Origin of the sequence: Paraburkholderia graminis, from assembly GCF_003330785.1 — a bacterium.
Taxonomy (GTDB): Bacteria; Pseudomonadota; Gammaproteobacteria; order Burkholderiales; family Burkholderiaceae; genus Paraburkholderia; species Paraburkholderia graminis.
Map to the genome: position 1 here is coordinate 2,512,629 of NZ_CP024934.1, position 21,709 is coordinate 2,534,337.

At 61.0% G+C, this 21,709-nt stretch carries 18 protein-coding genes and 2 pseudogenes; 9 read left to right on the forward strand and 11 right to left on the reverse strand.

Going from position 1 to position 21,709, the window contains the following annotated elements; all coding sequences use genetic code 11:
- Positions 1–65: 65 nt before the first annotated feature.
- The 4 genes from CUJ91_RS11115 (at position 66) to CUJ91_RS11135 (ending at position 2,968) form a co-directional block, all read left to right on the forward strand.
- Positions 66–806, forward strand: a complete 741-nt coding sequence (locus tag CUJ91_RS11115) for a DUF6250 domain-containing protein (RefSeq protein WP_107706599.1) — start codon at positions 66–68, stop codon at positions 804–806.
- Positions 807–1,352: 546 nt separating this feature from the next.
- The gene (locus CUJ91_RS11125) at positions 1,353–1,802 is read left to right on the forward strand and encodes an energy transducer TonB (protein ID WP_244230935.1); all 450 of its coding nucleotides are present in this window, start codon (positions 1,353–1,355) and stop codon (positions 1,800–1,802) included.
- A 54-nt stretch (positions 1,803–1,856) separates the two neighbouring features.
- Entirely contained in the window at positions 1,857–2,555 is a 699-nt protein-coding gene (locus CUJ91_RS11130) for a MotA/TolQ/ExbB proton channel family protein (protein ID WP_107706596.1), read from the forward strand.
- The gene (locus CUJ91_RS11135) at positions 2,555–2,968 is read left to right on the forward strand and encodes an ExbD/TolR family protein (protein WP_107706595.1); all 414 of its coding nucleotides are present in this window, start codon (positions 2,555–2,557) and stop codon (positions 2,966–2,968) included. Before CUJ91_RS11130 ends, CUJ91_RS11135 begins: the two co-directional genes overlap by 1 nt.
- 133 nt (positions 2,969–3,101) lie before the next feature.
- On the opposite strand, the pseudogene CUJ91_RS34810 reads toward CUJ91_RS11135, so the two are convergent.
- Positions 3,102–3,277: pseudogene (locus tag CUJ91_RS34810) on the reverse strand (IS5/IS1182 family transposase); the annotation flags it as partial.
- Positions 3,278–4,068: 791 nt separating this feature from the next.
- Positions 4,069–4,917 carry a LysR family transcriptional regulator gene (locus CUJ91_RS11150; protein WP_181324798.1) on the reverse strand — a complete coding sequence of 283 codons (849 nt, stop codon included), beginning with the start codon at positions 4,915–4,917 and terminating at the stop codon, positions 4,069–4,071.
- Positions 4,918–5,072: 155 nt separating this feature from the next.
- Between CUJ91_RS11150 and CUJ91_RS11155 the strand changes: the two genes are divergently transcribed.
- The 3 genes from CUJ91_RS11155 to CUJ91_RS11165 all read left to right on the forward strand — a co-directional run bounded on the left by CUJ91_RS11155 (position 5,073) and on the right by CUJ91_RS11165 (position 7,932).
- The gene (locus tag CUJ91_RS11155; RefSeq protein ID WP_244231008.1) at positions 5,073–6,278 is read left to right on the forward strand and encodes an MFS transporter; all 1,206 of its coding nucleotides are present in this window, start codon (positions 5,073–5,075) and stop codon (positions 6,276–6,278) included.
- Between the two features lie 80 nt (positions 6,279–6,358).
- Positions 6,359–7,300 (forward strand): quinone oxidoreductase family protein, encoded by a 942-nt coding sequence (locus tag CUJ91_RS11160; protein ID WP_244230936.1) that lies wholly within the window; start codon positions 6,359–6,361, stop codon positions 7,298–7,300.
- Between the two features lie 92 nt (positions 7,301–7,392).
- Positions 7,393–7,932, forward strand: a complete 540-nt coding sequence (locus CUJ91_RS11165) for a hypothetical protein (protein WP_107706591.1) — start codon at positions 7,393–7,395, stop codon at positions 7,930–7,932.
- A gap of 114 nt (positions 7,933–8,046) precedes the next feature.
- Here the strand turns inward: CUJ91_RS11165 and CUJ91_RS11170 are convergent, their stop codons facing one another.
- The 5 genes from CUJ91_RS11170 to CUJ91_RS11190 form a co-directional block, all read right to left on the reverse strand.
- On the reverse strand, positions 8,047–8,616 hold the full coding sequence (locus CUJ91_RS11170) for a TetR/AcrR family transcriptional regulator (RefSeq protein ID WP_006051409.1): 570 nt from the start codon (positions 8,614–8,616) through the stop codon (positions 8,047–8,049).
- Between the two features lie 198 nt (positions 8,617–8,814).
- Positions 8,815–9,723: a LysR family transcriptional regulator gene (locus CUJ91_RS11175; protein ID WP_161966574.1), complete on the reverse strand. Its 909-nt coding sequence runs from the start codon at positions 9,721–9,723 to the stop codon at positions 8,815–8,817.
- Between the two features lie 73 nt (positions 9,724–9,796).
- The gene (locus CUJ91_RS11180; RefSeq protein WP_165919796.1) at positions 9,797–11,299 is read right to left on the reverse strand and encodes an efflux transporter outer membrane subunit; all 1,503 of its coding nucleotides are present in this window, start codon (positions 11,297–11,299) and stop codon (positions 9,797–9,799) included.
- A 167-nt stretch (positions 11,300–11,466) separates the two neighbouring features.
- Positions 11,467–14,604 (reverse strand): efflux RND transporter permease subunit, encoded by a 3,138-nt coding sequence (locus CUJ91_RS11185; RefSeq protein ID WP_107706588.1) that lies wholly within the window; start codon positions 14,602–14,604, stop codon positions 11,467–11,469.
- 14 nt (positions 14,605–14,618) lie between these two features.
- Entirely contained in the window at positions 14,619–15,797 is a 1,179-nt protein-coding gene (locus tag CUJ91_RS11190; protein WP_244230937.1) for an efflux RND transporter periplasmic adaptor subunit, read from the reverse strand.
- A gap of 526 nt (positions 15,798–16,323) precedes the next feature.
- Here CUJ91_RS11190 and CUJ91_RS11195 point away from each other — a divergent pair.
- Positions 16,324–17,307, forward strand: coding sequence for an AraC family transcriptional regulator (locus CUJ91_RS11195; RefSeq protein WP_114156219.1), 984 nt, complete (start codon positions 16,324–16,326; stop codon positions 17,305–17,307).
- A 3-nt stretch (positions 17,308–17,310) separates the two neighbouring features.
- On the opposite strand, the gene CUJ91_RS11200 is transcribed toward CUJ91_RS11195, so the two are convergent.
- From CUJ91_RS11200 to CUJ91_RS11215, 4 genes and pseudogenes are all read right to left on the reverse strand, one after another.
- Positions 17,311–17,931 (reverse strand): glutathione S-transferase family protein, encoded by a 621-nt coding sequence (locus CUJ91_RS11200; protein WP_114156220.1) that lies wholly within the window; start codon positions 17,929–17,931, stop codon positions 17,311–17,313.
- A 2-nt stretch (positions 17,932–17,933) separates the two neighbouring features.
- Positions 17,934–18,979: pseudogene (locus CUJ91_RS11205) on the reverse strand (aldo/keto reductase).
- Between the two features lie 2 nt (positions 18,980–18,981).
- On the reverse strand, positions 18,982–19,530 hold the full coding sequence (locus CUJ91_RS11210; protein WP_107706585.1) for a nuclear transport factor 2 family protein: 549 nt from the start codon (positions 19,528–19,530) through the stop codon (positions 18,982–18,984).
- Between the two features lie 76 nt (positions 19,531–19,606).
- Positions 19,607–20,032: a MarR family winged helix-turn-helix transcriptional regulator gene (locus CUJ91_RS11215; RefSeq protein ID WP_107706584.1), complete on the reverse strand. Its 426-nt coding sequence runs from the start codon at positions 20,030–20,032 to the stop codon at positions 19,607–19,609.
- Positions 20,033–20,384: 352 nt separating this feature from the next.
- Here CUJ91_RS11215 and CUJ91_RS11220 point away from each other — a divergent pair, with 352 nt between their 5' ends.
- Entirely contained in the window at positions 20,385–21,176 is a 792-nt protein-coding gene (locus CUJ91_RS11220; RefSeq protein ID WP_107706583.1) for an alpha/beta fold hydrolase, read from the forward strand.
- Positions 21,177–21,709 lie beyond the last annotated feature (533 nt).

Genomic DNA, 21,709 nt, shown 5'->3' on the forward strand with positions numbered 1-21,709 from the left:
CCAATATGAGCCGCGAATGCGGCTTCGTCTGAACAACTTCCCTGCAACGTGACGGATTCCAGGACGTGCGCAACATTCCCATCGCGGCGCTCGCGCTGCTGGCCTGCGCGCCGCTTCAGGCAGCGCAGCATACGATCGTCAAGGACGACTTCTCCTCGTTCGACGCCCGGCGCTGGGTCGTCGAAGCTGAGCCCGCCTCCGCGAACGGTCCTACTGTTTCGGCTGCGCCTCGTGCGTCCGCACCGAGCAGCAAGCCGCCCGTTTATACACAAGCGCATGCGCTGGTGCTCAACGGCACACGCGGTCTGACCGTGTGGCTTCGCCAGCGTCTGAACGGACATTATGAAATCAGCTACACGCGCACAGTGCTCGACCACGGCGACCCCAACGACCGCGTGTCCGACATGAATCAGTTCTGGCTCGCGAGCGCGTCGCACGCGGGACACAGGAAGGATGATCATGCGCCACCGTTCGGCGGTTCGGGCCGCTTTACCGACTACGACTCACTGACGCTGTACTACGTCGGCGTGGGGGGCAACGACAACACGACCACACGTTTTCGTCACTACGACGGCACGCCGTCGCGGCCCCTGCTTGCCGAATACACCGCTCCGCCCTGGCTGCTGCGTGCCAATCACGCATACCGCGTGCGGATCGTCGTCGATGGCAGGGGCACACGTTTCTATCTCGACGGCAAGCCGTGCTTCGCGGCGGCTGGGCCGCTGCCGGACGCAGGCTGGTTTGGCTTCCGCTCGACCGCTTCGCGCCAGACCATTCGCGACTTTGCGATTCGCGCCCTGCCTTAAGCGAAGCGTGCGTCAAGCAACGAGACGATACCTATCAATGTCAATTAATACCTTTACGCCCGCGGGAGCCGCACGATGAGTGCAGCGCTCAGTCATCGTTATGCCGCTGTACGCCGGGCCGCGCAGACACAGAGATCAGCGCAGGCAGTCGCTCATCGTGACGATGAGCAAGCCGCCCAGGCACGCGCCGCCGCTGCGAGCGTTGAGCGTCCGGCTGGCGGCTCAGCCGCGCACCAGGCAGGACGCCAACCGGGCGTATCGCCGCCCGCGCGTCTGGCGACATCTCGAGCGCATCGTACGTTCGCACTGACGGCGATCGCGGTCGTCACGGTGCACGGAGCGCTCTGGTGGCTCGTCCACTCGTGGCAAACGCACGCGCCCGCTCGTCCACCGCAACCGTTGCCGATGACCGTGACGCTTGGCGCCGCTCCGCGTGCGCTGCCACAAGCCGCTCATGTCGAAGCTGCTGCGCAACGACCGTCCGTGGAGCCGCCGCGCGAGGCGAAGCGGCCCGCTCCTGTGCCGGCGCGGCCAGTCGAACACCGGGTGTCCGATCCCAGGCCGACATCGAAGCCTGCGATAACCCAGAGCGAGGCGCCGCCGCAAACTGCGCAGCAGACATCGCCGCCCGCGGGAGAGGCGGCCACTCAGCCGGCCACGCAATCAGCAACGTCAGCGGCATCGCCCGCGCAGCACGCCGACACGCCGCCCACCACTGCGCCGATCGGCGACGCCGCGTACCTCCGCAACCCTGCGCCGGACTATCCACAGATTGCGCAGGATCAGGGATGGCAGGGCCGCGTGCTGCTGCGCGTGCACGTGCTCGCCGACGGATCGCCCGAATCCGTAACGGTGCAGACCGGCTCCGGCCGCCGTGTCCTCGACGAGGCCGCGCGCGATGCCGTGCGCAACTGGCGCTTCGTGCCAGCCAGGCGCGGCGAGCAGGCGGTCGACGGCTGGGTGACGGTGCCGATCGACTTCCGGCTTGCACAGTAAGGCGCCATCTTCCTCCCGCATCGACCACGCTTACGATCCATAAAGGAACACAACATGACCGGTTCATCGACTCAATTCATCGTACAGGGCGCCCTATGGCTGCTCGGAATCTTCTCTGTGATTACGTGGACGCTCATCGTCGTCAAGGCTTTTCAGGCGACGCGCGCGGCAGCCGGCAGCCGACGCTACGGCAGCAGCTTCTGGGCAGCTCCCAGCTTTGCGGCAGCTGCTGCGCTCGACCGTCCGGACAGCCCGCTTGGCAGACTGGCATCGGCGGGCTTCGACGCGCTGGCCGGCGCGGACGATAGCGGCGCGGGAGACCTTGAACACAGCTGGAGCCGTCATGATCTGCTCGAGCGCCATCTGCGCCAGCAGATCCAGACGGAGCGCCGCCGCGCCGAAGCGGGTCTCGCCGTGCTGGCATCGATCGGCAGCACGGCCCCATTCGTCGGTCTGTTTGGGACCGTGTTCGGCATCATCCACGCGCTGGCGGCGATCTCGCATGCGGAGTCGGCAAGCATTGCGGTGGTTGCCGGTCCAATCGGAGAGGCGCTGGTTGCAACTGGCGTTGGCATTGCCGTAGCCGTGCCGGCTGTGCTGGGCTACAACTTTTTCGTGCGCCGCGTGAAAGGCGGCGCCGCAGACCTCGACGCCTTCGCAATCGACTTTGTCACGCTCGCGCAAAAGGCCGGGTTTCGTGTGCCGCGCGCGCAGGCCGCCCTCGCCCACCCGCTCAAGGAGGTACTCGCATAATGGCGTTCTCGTCTTCATCCGACGACGATGACGTGTTGAGTGAAATCAACATCACTCCGCTCGTCGACGTAATGCTCGTTCTGCTGGTCGCGTTCATCGTGACGGCGCCGTTGCTGAATAATGCGTTGCACGTGAAGCTGCCGAAAACGGAATCCACCGCTCCTGCGCCGGCCACCAAAACGGTGATGGTAAGCATTGATGCCCACGGGCAGATCTACGTGGATCGCGAGACTCGCACGCTGGAGCAGCTCGATGCGGCAATGCGCGCGCTCGCCGCGCGAGACCCGAACTCGGGCGTCTCGCTGCAAGCCGACGCGAGCGTGCCTTACGGTACGGTCGCGAAGGCGATGGCAGCGATCGAGCATGCGGGCGTGACAAAGCTTGCCGTTCTTACGGAGAGCGCGGGTGCCTGACAAATCGCTCGACGTCTGCCAACGTGCAATGGGTTGCAGAAAAGCTTCGTTGTTCAGCGATTGACGGCAGCCTGGATTGCAGCGAGCGGCATTGCGAACCACGGCGCGCTGCATTCGGTGCTCGCCGCGCAGCGCGTGCAGGATTCGCGTCGGCCCTGATGTTGCCTGCATCAATCGCGAATCCTTCACCCCTACGAGTCCTTCGGACATACAGCGACCCAGCACTGTCTCGAACACATGCCGCAGTACATCACTATCGCGAAAGCGTCCGTGACCGTCCTTTGAGAACGCCGGGTGTTCTGGAACATCACGGAGCGTTGAGCACGGTGCAAATCAGCTTCTGTGCATGCTCGCCGCGTTGCGCCGACGGGACCGCCGCCCCATACGTTTTTCAGTTTCCCGGAACGGGAAACTATCATCAGGCGGCGCGCCTGGGAGTGTTAGCGCTAACGGCGCTTCTCGTAGTGGTTGCCGTGCGAGCGTTTTTGTAGTGACCGCCCTTATGAAGGCATTGGTTTCGCGATTGCCCGCGCGCTTAACAACGCCGGAGCCAACGTTGTCCTAAACGGTCGCGCCAAACAGAAAGTCGATGCGGGCATTGCGCGCCTTGGGCGCGCGCGGGGCCATGCCTTCGATCTCGCACCGCGGACGGTTGTCATGGCCTGATCGAAGCCGAGGTCGGGCCAGACATCGTCGTAAGCAACCTGGGGATTTTTCAACCGAAAGATTTTTTTGATACCGATGACGATAGCTGGGATCGTCACTGGCAGGCACACGTCATGGCGGGTATGCGACTCGCCCGTGCTTATTTGCCCAGGATGGCAGGAAAGGCGTGGGGTCGTTTCGTCTTCCTTTGACATCGCCCTTCGATCAGCCGGACGCTAGCGCTCGCTACCCTCATTGACCGGAATGGGCCGGCCTGACCGCTGCTCAATTCAATGCGCTTGCTCATCGTGCTTCGACATCGGGCCGATAGATACCGTGTCTGCTATCCATCAGCGATTCCCCGATAGCCGCTACCTCGCCGTCTGACTTGCAGCCGAATGACCCGCTGCATTTCGCAACCAGCCTTCAGGGTGGGCGGCAGCGAACTGTTCGTTCTACCGCTCCCCGTTGTCAAAGTCATTGACGAACTTCTCCGCAATGAAATCCATCACGAGACGCACGGCCGCCTGCCGTCGCATGTCAACGTGGGCGATCAGATAAATATCACGCGACAGTTTTTCTGCGTCCACAGGCAGCGCGATTACGCGTTCATCGTCTGCCGCAAAAAAGTGGGGAAACGCAGCAATGCCCAGACCTTCGCGCGCCGCGGCAAGCTGGCTCACCAGATCGTTGCTCCTGAACCCGATGCGGCGGCCACCCGCGAAGTCAAGCAGCCATACCTGCTCCGGTACGTGATCGAGTGCCGCATGGTACGCAATGAACTGCCACTCGCCGGATGGCCGGCTGATGTAGCCCTGCGCCGCATACAGCCCGTAACTCACGCTTCCGATCCTGCGAGAAACATAGCTTGGTTCGGTAGGTTGGGTCAGGCGAACGGCAATATCCGCCTCCTGACGACTGAGCGAGATCATCGGCTGAGTGCCCAGGAGCGTCAGTTCGATTTCGGGATGCCGTGAAGCAAGTTCGGCAAAACGAGGCGCGAGGAAGACGCTCGCGAAAGCAGGCGGAGCACTGACAACGACTCTCGCCCGCGCTCCCGTGTTACGGCTTCGCACCGCCATTTCCAATGCATGAGCCTGCGTCTGCATGCCCTCGGCGACGCGCGCAACGTCGAGGCCCGCATCGGTTAACCGCCAACGTCTCGCAAGGCGGTCCACCAACGTTTCTCCCAACGCGTGCTCGAGCGCTGCAATACGCCGCGCAACTGTGGCGTGATCCACCTGCAGCTTGCGCGCCGCACCCGACAGAGTGCCCGCCTCCGCCAGGGCGATGAAATGTCTCATGTCATTCCAGTCGAACATTGGTGCAAATTCTCACAAGCGATGTGAATGCTTTCCGGGTTTCCGACTTCCGGTACCAGTGCTATTTTGCATGATGCTTGACATCTTATCGTGATGCCGGCGCCGAGTGCATGCGTCGCATCGCGTGGCATCTATTGATGGCGATGGAAATTAACGATTCCCGAGGAGCCAGGTTGATCAGGATTCTTCCCTTATGCCTCGGCACGTTTGCGCTTGGCATCGACGCGTACATCATGGCGGGCTTGCTGCCCGGCATCGCCAACACCTTCGCGGTCTCCGCCTCCGTGGCAGGTCAAACGGTCACAATGTTCACCGCGTGTTATGCCGTTGCAGCGCCGGTGTTTGGCGCACTGACGGCAGGCAAGCCCGTGCGGCGCGTGCTAGGCGCAGCGCTGATCCTTTTCACGCTCGCGAACACGCTTAGCGCACTCGCAACGAGCTTCCCCGTCCTGCTCCTGTCGCGCGCAGCAGCCGGAGTCGGCGCAGGCCTATATGGTCCCAGCGCATTCAGTGCTGCTGCAAGCCTGGTTTCTCAGGAACGACGAGGCCGCGCACTCGGTCTCGTCGTGGGCGGCCTCGCACTGGGCACCGCCGTCGGCGTACCGTGCGGTCTCATCGTCGCTCACGGTTTCGGCTGGAGAAGCGCGATGTGGCTGATAGTGGCGCTAGGTGGAATCGCATTCACGGGCGTCGTTTCGCGCATGCCCGAAATCGCCGCCTCGAGACCACCTTCGCTTCGCCAACGCGTTGCAGTACTGGTCGACCCTCGTGTCGCTGCAACCATTGCTGTTTCATTCGTCACATCTGCCGCATCAATCGGGCTCTACACCTTCGTGGCACCGCTGCTGCGCGCGAGCGGCGGCATCACTGATCCGTTGCCTTATCTGTGGGCCTGGAGTGTAGGCGGGGTTCTCGGCATCTACTTCTGCGGCGCGCTGATCGACGCCACAGGCCACCCGGAATGGGCGATGTCGGTCGTGCAGATTCTGATGGTCACAGTTTTCGGAACCCTGGGACCAGCGCTGCCCTATCCCGCAGCGGCTCTCGCCCTGTTTGGTGTGTGGGGCGCCGCGGCGTGGTCCTCGCAGGCGCCACAACAACACAGATTGCTGACTTTGCATCCGGACAAAGCAGGCGTCGTCGTCGCATTACAGAGCTCCGCGCACTATCTCGGCAGTGCTGCCGGCGCTGCGCTGGGCGGGCTCGCCCTTGCCGCGGGCATCCGCCTTACGCAGTTGCCGATGTTATCTACGGCACTGGTCGTCATCGCCCTGTCAGGGCAACTCGGCATTGCCCTCTGGGCAAAGTCGGACTCGATCCGCTCTCGCCCAGGCGAGGCATGATCCCATCAAACAGGAAGTCCTCAATGAAAGCCATTCAGTATCGAAAATTCGGAGGCCCCGAAGTCCTCGAGTACGTCGGATTGCCCGACCCCGAGCCGCGAGCGGGCGAAGTGTTGATCGAAACCACTGCTATCGGTGTCAACTTTCCGGATGTTCGGGAGCGCATGGGTGTCTACAACCGGGCAGAGACGCAGGTCGGCGGCGTGACGCTACCTCAGGTCGGCGGGCTGCAAGTGGTCGGCCGTGTGCTGAATGCCGGCACCGAGGCGCACGACCACCTGGTTGGGCGCAAGGTGATGGCCCTGATGTCGAAGGGCGCTTACGCGCAACGCGCAGTGGCTCGCACTGACATGCTCGTTGAACTCGAAGACGATACCGATGACGTCGTCATGGCGAGCGTGCCGTGTCAGGGCGTGACTGCATTTCTCGCTCTTCAGGTTTGCACAGTGCTGCGCCCGGGCGAAAGCGTGCTGGTTCATGGCGCAGCCGGCGGCGTCGGCAACCTCGCGGTCCAGATTGCGAAAGTACTCGGTGCGGCCACGGTAATCGGGACCGCGAGTTCAGACACCCGCCGAGCCTTCGTATTGAGCCGTGGCGCCGACCATGCGATTGCTTATGACTCGCCGCACTGGCCGGAATCGGTCCTGAGCCTCACTGACGGCAAAGGCGTTGACGTGATCCTCGAAACAGTCGGCGGCGACGTCTTCGACGAGAACTTCGCCTGCCTTGGCATGCTTGGCCGATGTGTTGTCATCGGTTCGACGCGCGGCCCCGGCAAACCTCTCGCGCCGCGTCGGTTGATGGCAAAAGCGCAAACGCTGACCGGAGTCTATCTGCCCTCGTTTTTTCAGCGCCCGGATCTTATCCTGCGTGGTCTGCGCTTCCTGAAAGACGGCATTGCACAAGGACTGATTCGACCGAGGGTTGCGGCTACGCTCCCGCTGAGCCGCGCGGCCGATGCGCACGCCATGCTCGAACGCCGGGAAGCCCAGGGCGTCATCGTCCTCGATCCGAGGTACTGATCAATGGCCCTGCTCCAACGCGTTCGCGCAGATCAGTCATGGTCCCGCTCGCTGAACGCTCTCCGCGAGGATCGCAATCCCCAGGATTATTTATGAAAAAAAATTACCTCGCCGTGGCCGCGCTCGCCGGTGCGTTGATGTCTGCAGGTGCAACGTACGGCGCACAAACGGATGTGGCTCCTGTGAATCTTGACTCCGCGCACCCTTTGCCCGATGGATCGCTTGAAGATGTGAAGAACCGCTTCCGGCAATTGACATTGGCGGCAAACCGTCACGACGCTGCAGCCATAGAGAAGATGTTCTGGGACTCACCGTCAGCGCTGCTGGTCGCAAAAAGCGTCGATCCCGCAGAGGGAAGTTGGGCCGGCTTTTGGGGATCTGAATCAGTGGCGCACAAGCTTCAGGATATCTACGCTGCCGGCACACTCACACTGTTTCCCGACTGGGCAAAACTAAAGGTGGTGGGTATTTCTTCAACAGTCGCACAGACGTATGCGCCGATGAAAATCGCCGTCAGCTACGGCGGCCAGGATCCATCTCCGCGTCCGTTTATCATGATCATTCAATGGCTGAATCTGGATGGTCAATGGAAAATCGCGTCGGAAATCATCTTGCCAGTGCCGTCGCCCTGACCCGCCGCGATTTAGTCCGAACTCGCGAAATAGCACAACTCACCGCTGATCCAGGTCCTCATTGCCGATCAAGTTGGCCGCCGCCTGTCATAAACATCGCTGCTGCCACGAAGGTCATGGCAGCAGCGCTTTCTTGGCCTCCCGGAGGATGGACGACGACAGTTGCTCGTCGTTCACCATACGCGCCATCGTAAGTGCGCCCATCATGGTTGATAGCATGACAAGCGCCTTCTTCCTTGCCGCAGCGGGTGGCAGTTCGGTGAGACGGCTTGCGATGAGGTTGACAAGGTTCACGACGCCCTCGGTGGCCGCGTCGCGCACCTCGTCGCTGGAGCGTGCCAACTCGCCTGCAAGTGCGACGAAGGGACAGCCGCTGCCAGGATCGTCCCGATGCTCCAAAGAAAGATAGTCGTTGATTGCCGCATTCAGACCTCGGACGTCGGTCGAACGCGACAGCGACGCTTCCATCGATTCGCGCAGCGACCCAGCGGCGAGTTGTAGCGACTCCAGTACTACGTGTTCCTTCGATGTGAAATGTTTGTAGAATCCGCCGTGCGTCAGGCCCGCCTGCGACATAAGATCGGCGACGGCAGTCCCGTCTATGCCGTTTTCCCGAAACCGGCTGGACGCCGCCTCGACGATGCGTTGGCGGGTCTCGGCCGCCTCCTGTCTGGATTTTCTCATGACCTCGATGATCTTTCGTTAATTTAGATTTGATATAACATCCAGCTTGCCGGTGCAAGTCGGAGATGCACTCATTGCGTAGGGAGTGACGCGAATCGTCGCGCCTTTCGGGTCCACCACCGGCGGGGCCATCAGTCGATCAAAGGCGCCTCTGCGTCGACGCGATAGCCACTCGAAGACGGATTACCAAGATCGAGGTTACCCCAGAAATAAAGGGCTTTTTTCCAATAGCTCCGCCGCCCACTCCACAAAGACGCGTGCCTTAAGGGCGATCTGCCGGCGGTGCGGAAACACGGCTGCAACCGGCATCGGCCCTGGCTGCCACTGAGACAGCACTTCGACGAGTGCGCCCGAGTTCAGGTATGGCGCAAGTATGAACCGGGGAGCCTGAATTAGTCCCATGCCGTTAGCGCTGCATATTGCACAGCTCTCCGCGTCGCTGATTGAAAGCGCAGCCGGCAAGCCGACCTCGACCGCATCACCGTTGATGTCAAACATGAAGTTCGCGACTCTTCCGGTAGCGTGTGAGAGGCAGTGCACTGCAAGATGTTGCGGAATATCCTCCACGCGTTGAGGTTCGCCGTAACGGACAAGGTAGTCGGGGCTGCCAGCGGTCACTATCTCCAGATCACACAGCCGGCGCTGAATGACGCCTGGGTCGTCAGGCTCCCCCATACGGATTGTACAGTCGAGGTTCTCATCGCTCGAGTGAATGGGCTGATCATCCAGACCGATCATCAGCTCGAGATCGGGGAACCGTTTGTGAAAGTCGTCGATGGCTGGCAAGACGACAATTCTTCCAAGCGCCGTCGCGATCTGCACGGAAAGCCGACCTCGCGGTCCGTTCCGAGCGCTAGCAAGCATCTCTTCGGACTCCCTGATCTCGGCCAGGATACGTATGCAATGCCTGTAGTACTCCGCTCCTTCCGAAGTAAGACTAAGGTGTCGGGTCGTCCGCTGCATCAGACGAACCCGCAGATGTGCTTCCAGCTTCCTGACCACAACAGACACCGTCGAACGCGGAAGACGGAGCGCGTCCGCCGCACGGGAAAAGCTGTTCAGCTCGACCACCCTGGCGAACACCTGCATTGACTGAAACCGGTCCATATCGTCTCCAAGTCGACGCCGTATCAGACAACCACCCGGCTCACGAAGGAAACAAGGCAACGGCCCAGGCATCTCACCTGACCGGAACCGCCGGTGGAGAACTATTCGTTGCCACGCGGGCGTCCGGGGAGATGTCCCAGCCGCCGCCCAGCGCACGAAATGCCCCGACCGCGGCGCGCGCCGCGTCCGCGCGTGAGCTGTCCAGATCGTCACGCGCGACGAGGAGTTGACGGTCCGCGTCCAGCACATCTGTGAGGGTTATGGCCCCTGCTCTGTAGGCGCGTTCGGACAAGTCGCGGGCGCGCGTCAGTGATGCCACTTCATCCTGCAACTCCTGCCGTCGAGCCTCTGTCTGGGAAAGCGCTGTGAACGCGTTCTCAACATCCTCAGCGGCCTTGAGCACCGCCTGGCGATACAGTGCAAGCGCCTCTGCGTTCGCGCCTCGCGCCTGCTTAACCTCCGCATCCACCTTCCCGAAGTCAAACAGACGCCACCGAAGCGCCCCCGTACCGACCGGCTGAAACGCTGCCGCGGTAAAGAGGTGATTGGTGCTCACGCTGTCAAAGCCAAGCGCGCCAGACAGGGAGATCTTCGGGTAATAGCCCGAGATTGCCGCGCCGATCCGCTCACTTGAAGCGGCCACTCGCCGCTCCGCCGCGATGATGTCAGGTCTACGCCTCAAGACGTCCAGTGGCTGGTCGTTATCGTCAATCTTCGGGATCGCGGGGATGGTGGAGGAGACGGACAGTTCATGCGCGTACGTTCCCGGCTGCGCACCCATCAGCACATCCAGGCGGTTTAGTTGCGCCTCAAGCGACGTGCGCAGGATAGGTACAGTGGACCTTGCCTGTTTTAGCAGCGCCTCGGCCTGGGCAATCTCCCTCTCGTCCGCCGCGCCAGCGCGACGCCGCACCCGGACAAGCTCAAGAAGGCGTCCGTCGGTGTCAATCTGATCCTGCGCCACCGCAAGCCGCGTCTGGAACCCTCTGACCTGCAGGTATGCATCGGCGGCGTCGGCGGCCACCGTAATCCGCGTGCCGAGTTGCTCAGCCTCGGCCGCCTGCACTTCGTCACGCGCCGCAGCGGCGCTGCGGCGCAGTCCGCCGGCCAGATCGATTTCCCAGCTCGCGGTAGCCCCAACGTTGTATTCGCGCTGGTCGCGACTGTAGCCAGGAAACGTTTTCGCGATGGTGCCGACCGGACTTAACAGGCTCTGATGCTCGGCGGTTCCCGTCGCGTCGAAATCGAGCGTTGGCAGAAGCTGCGCGCCCGCCCCCGCTGCGACCGCCCGCGCCTGCTGAACGCGGGCAAACGCCGCCGCAAGGTCCAGGTTCTGCGCAAGAGCACGCTGAACGACGGTTACGAGCATTGGATCATCAAATCCGGTCCACCAGGTGTCGAGGTGCGGAGACGGTCTGGCCGCTTGCTGGGTGCTTGTCTCAACCCGGTTATGGAACGGCACAAGCTGCGTAGTGGGCGCCGCATAATCTGGCCCCACCGCACAAGCCCCCAGGCCCGTCGCGATTGCTACGCCCACGCATATAACACGGAGCAGGCTCGTTGAAGGCCGGCGCATGACCGTGTGACGTCCGTCTTCAGCCGCCTGCCGCCGGCACGCCGGTTTCGCTCCGCTGATCTCGGGCAGATATGGGGCGCCGTCATGCGGCTCGTGTCGAAGATTGCCAGCTTCACTATGCGAACCTGAAACACACATTAGTCCGCGAGCAACGGCAGTAGTGAAGATCATGTGCGCTCCTTACGGCCAAATTTGCGGATGAAAACATAAAAGGCAGGAGTGAACAGAAGTCCGAAGCAAGTCACACCCAGCATGCCGAACAGCACCGCCGTTCCCAGCGACTGGCGCATTTCAGCGCCTGCTCCTGTGGCGACCGCGAGCGGCGCCACTCCGAGGATGAAGGCAAAAGACGTCATCAGGATAGGACGCAGGCGTGTGCGTGCAGCGTGCACCGCGGCGTCAACCGGTGCGGTCCCCTCGTCCTCCTTCTGACGCGCAAATTCGACTATCAGGATGGCATTCTTCGCAGCCAGTCCGACGAGAACGACGAAGCCGATCTGCGCCAGGATATCGATGGGCATGCCGCGAGCGATCAGGCCAGTGACCGACGCGAGAATACACATCGGTACGATCAGGACGATCGCAAGCGGTAGCTTCCAGCTCTCATACTGCGCGACGAGAACGAGAAACACGAAGAGCGCAGCTGCTCCGAATACCAGGAGCGTCGGCGTGCCGTGTTGCTGCTGCTGGTAAGCCAGGTCCGTCCATTCGAAGCTGATACCCTGCGGCAGCACCTGATGGGCAAGCTCTTCCATGCGATGGAGTGCTGTACCGGTGGCGATGCCGGGCGCTGCGACGCCCTGAACTTCCGCGGCAGGATACAAGTTGTAGCGAGGCACACGATAGGGAATCGTACGGTTCTCCATTTGCGCCACTGTGCCGACCGGCACCATCTCACCGAACTGGTTTCGCGCTTTTAGACGGGTAATGTCCTGAGGCGTATGCCGGAATTGCCCGTCAGCCTGAACAATGACCTGATAAGTTCTGCCAAGGTAGTTGAAGTCGTTCACGTACTGTGAACCCAGATAGACCTGCAGTGCGGAAAACACATCCGTGGGTGTGAGCCCGACCTTTTCGGCCTTTACACGATCAATATTCGCGAAAACCGATGGCGACCCCGCATTGAACAGGGTAAAGACTCCGGCAAAACTGGGATCCCTGTTGGCCGCAGCAACAAGGGCATTCGCCGCATGCACAAGCGCCTCCGACCCAAGTCCCGCGCGGTCCTCCAGCATCATCTTGAACCCGCCCGAATTGCCAAGACCCTGCACAGGAGGCGGCGGAATGGTCAGCACATAAGCGTCCTTGATGACGGAAAGGCGTTTGCGCAGGTCGGCCAGTACCGTGTTCGCGGTCACTCCCGGAATCTCGTGGTTGTACAGCGACGGCAACCCCGAAAAAATCGTTCCCGAGTTCGACGCCACGGTCAACGTTGTTGCGTCAAGCCCAACAAATGGGGCAACGTGTTCAATTCCGCGCGTCGTCAGGATAATGTCAATGGCATTTCGGACCACTTTCTCGGTACGGTCGAGTGCCGCGCCCGGCGGAAGTTGAACCACGGTAATCAGATAACCCTGATCCTGCTCCGGAATAAAGCCGGTTGGCGTACGCGAGAATTCAAGACCCGTAATGCCAATCAGCACGACGTATATTGCGAGAACGACGGTGAGTCCACGAACGATACGACGTGTGAGGTTTCCGTACCCGAACGACAGTCTGTCAAAGCCCCTGTTAAAGCGATCGAAGCCCGCATGTAGCAGACGCTGCGCGAGGCCCCTGTGCGACGCGATATGCGGCTCATGCGACTTGAAGAGCACCGCGCAGAGGGCGGGACTCAGCGTAAGCGACACAAAGCAGGATATGACAGTCGATGCTGCGATCGTCACCGCAAACTGGCGAAAGAACAGCCCCGAAATCCCGCTAAGGAAGGCGGACGGGATGAAGACCGCACATAGCGTCAACGCAATCGACAGCAGTGCCCCGCCCACTTCGTCCATCGTCCGGTGGGCCGCCTCTACCGGCGACATGCCAGAGCGCATGTTGCGCTCGACGTTCTCGACTACGACGATCGCATCATCAACGACAATGCCGACCGCCAGCACGAGGCCAAACAAAGACAGGTTGTTTAGCGATATTCCGAACGTGGCGAGTACGATGAACGACCCAAGCAGGGAGACCGGAATTGCAACGACGGGGATAATCGTGGCCCTCCAGTTCTGCAGGAAAAGAAAGACGACGCCAACAACCAGCAGGATTGCGACGAATATGGTGACAATCACCTCGTCGACCGATTTGCCGATAAAGATGGTCGGGTCGTAGATGATCTTGTAGTCCATTCCTGCGGGGAACTCATTCTTTAGCCCGCGCATCGCGGACAAAACCTGCTGCTCGACTGCAAGCGAGTTCGCACCGGGCTCCGCGTAGATGAGCAACGTCGAAGCGTTGTCACGGTCCATGAAAGCGGTTGAGCCGTAGTCTGCGGCGCCGACTTCGACCCGGCCAATATCGCGTATCCGCGTCACGCGACCCTGTGCGTCGGACTTGACGACGACGTCGGAAAATTGCTGTGGCGTGGACAGCCGGCCGAGCGCCTCTACGTTTATCTGGTACGCGTCGCTGCCCGCCGTGGGCGGCTGGTTCAGGACACCAGCCGATACCTGCAGGTTCTGTGCGCGTAGTGCTGTGAGCACTTCACTCGCGTTCAGATTGTTGGCTGCGACCTTGTCGGGGTCGATCCAGATACGCATTGCGTACTCACGGGCACCCTGGAACTGCACGTCGCCGACGCCTTGCAGACGCGCTAGCGTGTCCTTCACGTGCAACGTCGCGTAGTTCGAGAGATAAAGTGTGTCGCGCGTTCTGTCAGGTGAGTACAGGTGAACAGCCAGCAATATGCTAGGTGTGGACTTCCTCACCTGAACGCCAAGGCGCCGGACGTCTTCGGGCAGGCGCGGTAGTGCATCCTGAACCCGATTCTGTGTGAGCATCTGCGCGACGTTCAGGTCGGTGCCGATACGAAACGTAACCGTGACCGTCAACCGGCCGTCTCCCGTGGACTGGCTGCTCATGTAGAGCATGTTCTCGACGCCGTTGATCTGCTGCTCAAGCGGCGTGGCCACTGTTCGCGCAATCGTTTCGGCCGACGCACCCGGATACGATGTCGTCACCTGCACAGTCGGGGGAACGATCTCCGGGTACTGTGCGACGGGAAGCACGAACATCGCGCCCAGGCCAATTAGCGTCAGAAAGGCACTGACCACCGTCGCGAAGCGCGGCCTGTCGATAAAGAAATGGGCAATACGCATGGCTTCACTGTCCGCTAGTTCTGTTTAGGCTCATAGCGGATCGCACCATCGCGCGTCGCCACTTTCGTTCCGGGCGCCGCAAAGGGCAAACCGTCGACGATCACGCGATCGTCCCGAGACAGGCCCGAGCGGATCACACGCAATCCCCCGCGTATCTCACCGACCTCGACATGCTTTGCCACAACCGTTCCGTCGGTGCTAACCGTCATCACGAGGTACTCGGACTGGTCGGGTAAAACGGATGCGTCCGGCACGAGCAGCGTCGGTGCGGGATGCGCCACCGCGAGACGCACGCGCGAGAACTCGCCAGGTGTAAAGCGCAGGTCGGCATTGGACACCGTCGCTCGGGCGTGGATTGTGCCGCTGGAACGGTCCAGCACGTTGTCGATGAAATCAAGCGTGCCTTGCCGTGTGTAGGTCGTCGAATTGCCCGCCGCCAGTTCGACGCGATTTGCAATCGGCCCTTTGGCGTCGCCGCGATACTGCGAAAACGACTGGAAGTCCGCCTCGCTCATATCGAAGTCGAGGTAGACCGGATCGAGCGAGACGAGCGTCGCGAGCAATGTCGTCGGACTCGTTGCACCACGGCTGCCTGCAATAAGGTTACCGGTGGAAACAAGATGCCTGCCAATGCGGCCGGTAAACGGCGCCGTGATGCGGCAGCGATCCAGATCGAAGCGGGCGTCGCGGATCTGCGCCGCAGCATCGTCGAGTGCGGCTTGCGCAGCATTCAGTTCGGACGTGCGCTGCTCGACGTTCTGCGTCGTGCCAGCATCATTGCGCTCAAGCTCCCGTGCACGCGCCAACTCCTGCTTTGCCAGAACGAGGCGCGCCTCAGCGGTCCGCCGCAAGGCAGTCGCCTGCGCGAGCCGAATCTCATACGGCACGGGATCGATGGTGAACAGCAGATCGCCCTTGTGAACGATGTCGCCGTCCCTGAAGTGAACACCTGTGAGCGTACCGCCTACCTGTGCGCGCAGTTCCACCTGATCGACGGCCGAGAACTGGCCAAGAAATCCGAGTCGGGTGTCGAGGTCGCGTACCAGCGGCCGGCTGATCGTTACCTCATGGGGCGGCACGGGTCGGGCATTGGCGACGCTATCACCGCCATCATGCGAGTAGAGAAACCACGCGCCCCCGCTTGCCATGATCACAGCGGCCGCGGCAGCCCAGGTTCTGGCGCGTCGGCCCACCGTGCCATATCGCGCACGACGAACTGTTCTGCCGTCTTCCAGCCTTGTTTTCGTATCCAACTTCGATCACCTCGAAAAGTGTTGTCGTTCGCCTCGTCGCGAAACGGCGTCTCGACCAATCGGCGCACCAACTGATTGCGCGGACCGGACAACGCGGCTATTTAGATTTCGCACAACTTCTAACTGGCGTTAGATTACATGTGAAATCTAATACGTCAAGACTTTTCAAGGCGCTAACCAGTAGCTCTACCGGCCCTCAACCGATGCATCTCAGAACCAGCAACGCTTCGCCCGATTGTTCGCGCCTGGCAGCATGTGTATTCATCATCGACGGATTTATGCGAACAACTGGATCCGCTATGCTGTGCACGCTTTTAACTACTGTGCGCGTGGAATCGCTTTCGCGTGCCATGGCAGGTGATTGCGTTTGTTCTTTTTGCGGCATGAAGGAGCGCTCCTCCATACCGGTCCTTCTTTTGTCGCGGCGCACGTTCCCTGAAGTGCGCTTTTTTTTGAGGCGCAAGACATGATCGGCGACGACGCGATGAGGCGATCCATTTGTGAGCGCGAATCGCGTGCACACAGGCTGTCCCGGCAAGATGTGCTTTCCGACGTTCTGGATCTGATACGGCTACGAGGCGAATCAATCGAGATATACGAGACGGTCGAGGCGCAACGCAAGCCCTTTGATGCTGGACGCGCCCGCTTTCACTTTATTCAGGACGGCGCCTTCCGGCTCGACGCGATCGCTATCGGTACGACCACGTTAGTCGCCGGTGATCTTGTTTTGCTACCTAAGGGATGTGCGCATGTTCTCTCCGCAATCCATGCGCGTGACTCTCTGCCCGGATCACCCTCGCGACCCGATGAATGTCGCGGCTTCGCCGAAAAGCCCTTTCGCGTCCTGACGGGCTCGTTCGTATTCGAATCCGCATCCGCCGGCTCATTGATCGCGGGTCTCCCGGACGTCATTCATCTCCGGGCCGACGCATCGGGTACACCGGAATGGCAACACGCGATCCTGCGGTTCGTGCGGCTGGAAGCGAGCGAGCCGTCGCCAGGCGCTGCGCTCATGATCTCGCGCCTGATCGATCTGCTGGTGATACGGAGCTTGCGCGAGTGGGTGGCGAAGAGTCCCGCTCATAGCGGATGGCTCCGGGGCCTCGGCGACGCACGACTTGGGCGTGCACTGGCGGCCATGCATGAGGATCCCGCGCATGAATGGAAACTGGGTGCGCTTGCGAAGATTGCGACCATGTCCCGGTCGCACTTTGCGGACCGATTCACGGAGATTGTCGGCGAGCCGCCGCTCAGGTATCTCGCACGGTGGCGCCTGAGCCTTGCCGCCGACCGGCTGCGCAACGGTCGTGTGCGAATCAGCGAGGCAGCGTCTGTCGCCGGTTACCAGTCGGACTCCTCGTTCTCGCGGGCCTTCAAGGCACATTTCGGATATTCGCCCGGTGCCATACGTCATGGTGCAGATCCGGATCAGAGCATGCCGTCACGCTGAGCTTCAGTCGAAAGCGATCATGCCACGCTCTACGCCGGACCTCGCCATCACGGCAGCGAACCATCGCTGAAGTTGCGGATACCGCGCCCAGTCGATCGACGGCGACTGCGCGGCCACTATGCTGACAGCAGCGATGTCTGCGAGCGTGAATGACTGCCCTGCCATAAACGGTGCGTTTTGCAGAAACCTCTCGCTTGCAAGGAGCATCTCAAGGCTGCGCCGTTCCATCAACCCTTGCCCCTCCTTGCACCCTTTGTTCTTCAGAAAGAAGGCCGCGTGGCTGGGCGCAATCACGTCAGTCACGAAAAAGAAGAATCGCTCGAGTGCAAAGGGCGCCGATGCATCCGTTTCGGGCGGTAACAACCTGCCTCCCGCTCGTCGCGCAAGGTAAAGAAGAATCGCATTGGACTGCGCGAGGACGAGCGGAGGCGCCGCCGACGAGCGAACTCGCAGCACCGGCACTTTTCCACTCGGGTTCAGTGAAAGGAAGTCTGGTGTGCGCTGCTCCCCCGCCCGAAGATCGAGCTTCACGACCTGGTGAGCGATCGCGAGTTCCTCCAGCGCAATCGCCACACGAAGACAGTTACCCGTCTTCGCGCCATACAGGGTAACGTCGGCGGACATTGTCAGGGAGCCGGCGTTTCGGGCATGACGATGCGCTCGTACTGGCCTCCGGCCGCAGCTTGCCGGTACGCAGGCGCGTCAATCATTGACTGCGGAAAGATCGGAGCCAATGCACTGGCATCATCCAGCCGCTCGACGTGATGCTGTGCAAGCGTGAGCTTTGCAGCGCCAAGGTAGCCGATAGCTGTTCGCTCGTCCGAGGTCCAATGATCGGCAGCGAACCCTTTAGCAAGACCCACGCTACTGCCACCTCGGATGGCGTGACCCCAAGCTCGGTCGCAACCGCGAGGGTGGCATCGACGATCGCCGTACGCTGGCCGGAATTTTCCTGCTGGAATACGGCACCGCCCAGTGCTTCAAGGCGCCCTTTCTCGCCCCGACGGTACTTGCCCGAAAGCAGTCCACCACCGAGCGGCGACCACGCCACCATCCCAAGTCCAAGTGCCTGGCCTGCCGGCATCAGTTCGTGCTCGGCTGTGCGCTCGACCAGGCTGTGCTCGAACTGCAAGCCGGCAACTCGCGCCCAGCCACGCAACTCGGCGATCGTTGCCGCCCGCGCAACGCGCCACGCAGGGAAGTCGGACAGTCCGATATAGAGCACCTTGCCGCTGCACACCAGGTCGTCCAGGCCTCGCACGATCTCGTCCGTTGGTGTGATGCCATCGGAAAAGTGCACCCAGTAGAGGTCAATGCGATCGGTCTTGAGACGCTTGAGGCTCGCCTCAACAGACAGGCGCATCGCGAGCCGGCTATTGCCCGTCGCCAAAGCGCCCGCGTTGGGCGCCGCTGCCTGAGTGTACTTGGTCGCAACCACGAAGTTATCGCGACGGCCCGAGAGGAGCTTACCGAGAAACTCCTCGGATTCTCCGAACTGATACACGTCGGCGCAATCCAGAAAGTTACCACCCGCGTCCGCATATCGGTCGACGATCTCGCGTGCGGCATCAAGATCTGATCCGTACCCCCACCGGCCGCCGAAGTTGGCTGTACCAAGAACCAGCTCAGACACGCGCAGGCCCGTATGTTTACCGAAGACACGATATCGCACGATTACACCCCTTGAAGCTTCGGGAGATACGGCGCCACGGCAGCTGCCGATGTGTCGGCAGGCGTGAGGACACGACTGGTGGTCGAACCGCCGATATAGCGCTCATAGATCCTCCACCCCGCCGCCGTCTTGCGCAGCCGGTCACGCATCGGCGAATACAGCCAGATCGCGGGCAGCCCGGTATCGTTGTGCATCACCTGGCCCGCACCGAGTTTCGACGCATCCTCGGGCGAGGCATAGCGGACCAGCAGGTTTTGATATCGCACGACCACGCCGTCTTCGTCCTCATCGACGATATGGTTTGTGGCATGACGCCCCACGCCAGGTATCAGATACGGATAGTCATGCTCGAAGAAGCGCCGGATTTCGGTGTGTCCATTAATCGTTCCGTGAAAGTGGTACGCCACGGCGTCGGGCAGGAATGCCTCGATCATGGCTTCGACGTCCCATGTCTCGAAGAACCAGTTGACGCGATTGACGAAGTCGACGGCGCTCGCCCGGTCTTCGGCGCTGACTGTGCTCACATGCGGAACGGAAGGAAAGGCTGTCATGCAAAGTCCTTGAAAGAAGACGTTGATCGGAATGAGACAGATAATATGTGCAATTACACATATGAACGAAAAATTTTCAGCCTGCAAAGACGACGGTCAACAGACCTGCCCGCAGTGCAGCCGCCTGTTTGCGACTGACGCCAGCTTCGAACTCCGCCTGCGCTGCTCGCCAGCAGGGCTCAGCCTCCGACAGCTTCGCCTTGCCCGCAGCGGACAGCGTGAACGTCAGTGCCGCTTTCGGACCTTCCGCATCGCTCGTCAACCAGTTTGCGTCCCTCAGGGGTCTGAGTGCACGTACCAACGTGGTCCGCTCCATCACCATCAGGTCCGCCAGATCGGCAACCGCGATTCCTGGATGCTCTTCAACGAGCGCAAGTATCGAAAATTGCGAGATCGAAATGCCCACGCCTGACAGATGGCTATCGTAAATACGCGACACGTACCTGGCAGCGCGACGTGCAGCCAGACAGTGACAAAGATCGGGACCAGTGAGCGGTTTCATGTTTCTTATTCTCATGTGCTATTACACATTTGTCAATGCTTCGGGATAGCGGCTCACGACTCAGCCAAAGAGGTGCTTTTGTGAGGGGCCGCCTCAGAGATCGGCCGACTTTTCCGTCGCCCACGCTTCGCCGGCCGACATTGCAACGGGCTGGCGGATACGGTCGTATCGACCATCGAAAAATCTTCTCTCTTATCTTTCGGACGCAATGTCATTGAAACCGGACGACGTGCAATAGGCGGCGCCCCTGAGCCCGGTTACCGTTCGTGTTGGCGTCGCGCTCGTCCTGATACTTCCTGTCGCTAGACGGGCGCGATATTGAAATCTCATTTGGCGTCTTAACGTTCCTAACATGAAGTCTTACATTCTGCGGCTCTTTGCTGCTCTTGTCGTATCGCTCGGTCTCGTCACCCTCGCATCCGTTGCGGCATGCGGCAGCTCTTCCGCAAGCACCACGGGCACGGTCGTACTCGTACACGGGGCGTGGGCCGACGGGTCTAGCTGGTCATCAGTCACGCGCGTACTGCAGGCGCGTGGCCTGAAAGTAGTGACTGTTCAGCTTCCCCGCACGTCGCTAGCCGACGATGCCGCAACCGTCACCCGTGCCATCGATGCCCAGCAGGGCCCCGTCCTCCTGGTCGGACACTCCTACGGCGGCGCCGTCATTACGCAAGCCGGCAGCATTAACAAGGTTGCAGGTCTCGTTTATGTGTCAGCATTCGCGCCCGCAGACAATCAGTCGATCTCGGATCTGACGAGTCCCTTTCCGAAGCCGGCCTGGCAGGCGGGTCTGGTATCCGACGAAACTGGATTCCTTACGCTCAACACTGACACCTACCTGAGCAGTTTCGCACCGGACCTTCCGAAAGACACATCCAGTGTGCTCGCCACGGCTCAGGGGCCGCTCAATGCGCGCTGTCTTACCGATAAGGTGTCTGTGGCCGCCTGGAAGTCCAAACCGTCGTGGTGGGTCTATGGCGACCAGGACCAGATCATTCCCGCGGCGCTCCAGCAGGCCGAGGCTAAACAGATCGGCGCGAAGATTACGTCGATTGCTGGCGCGAGCCATGTAGCACTGATGTCTCAACCTGCCGCAGTGGCCGCGGTAGTTCTCGACGCGGCACGAGCCACCGGCGTGCTCTGACTGGTCTCGAAAGCATCAGCGCGGCGGGGCTAACGCCCGCCGCGCCCGCCCTCTTGCGCAATAGCTCACGCAGTGACAGAGATATCATTTTCCTGACGACCTTAAAATGATCACACGCAAAATATTCGTGGTAGCTGCGACGCTTCTGTCGTCATTGCTATTTTCCGCTTGCATGGCAACCACATCCGGCCAATCAGCTACGCAACGGATCTCACCCGTCAGCGCTTCGCCTAATGAAACTGGCGTGAGCAGGAGCGACGTAGATGGCCAGCAGGATCAACATGCCGGCGACGCGGAAAAGCATAACCTCGAGATTCTTCGCTTTGTCCGCGGTTTCTAGCCGACAAGGAATGACGGTCACAGCGAGCGTAATGCGTTGCGATCTGGTGACGGGGTGATGTACCCCCAAGCAGAGATTTTAGGAAGGGGCAGCGACGTCTTCGTCCTGCCAATCTCCACGGCGTGCAGCATAGCGAGACCGTATTCAGCGATGGACCGCGTGTTGCGCCTTTCGCCGCTGCGTCGCATCGCGC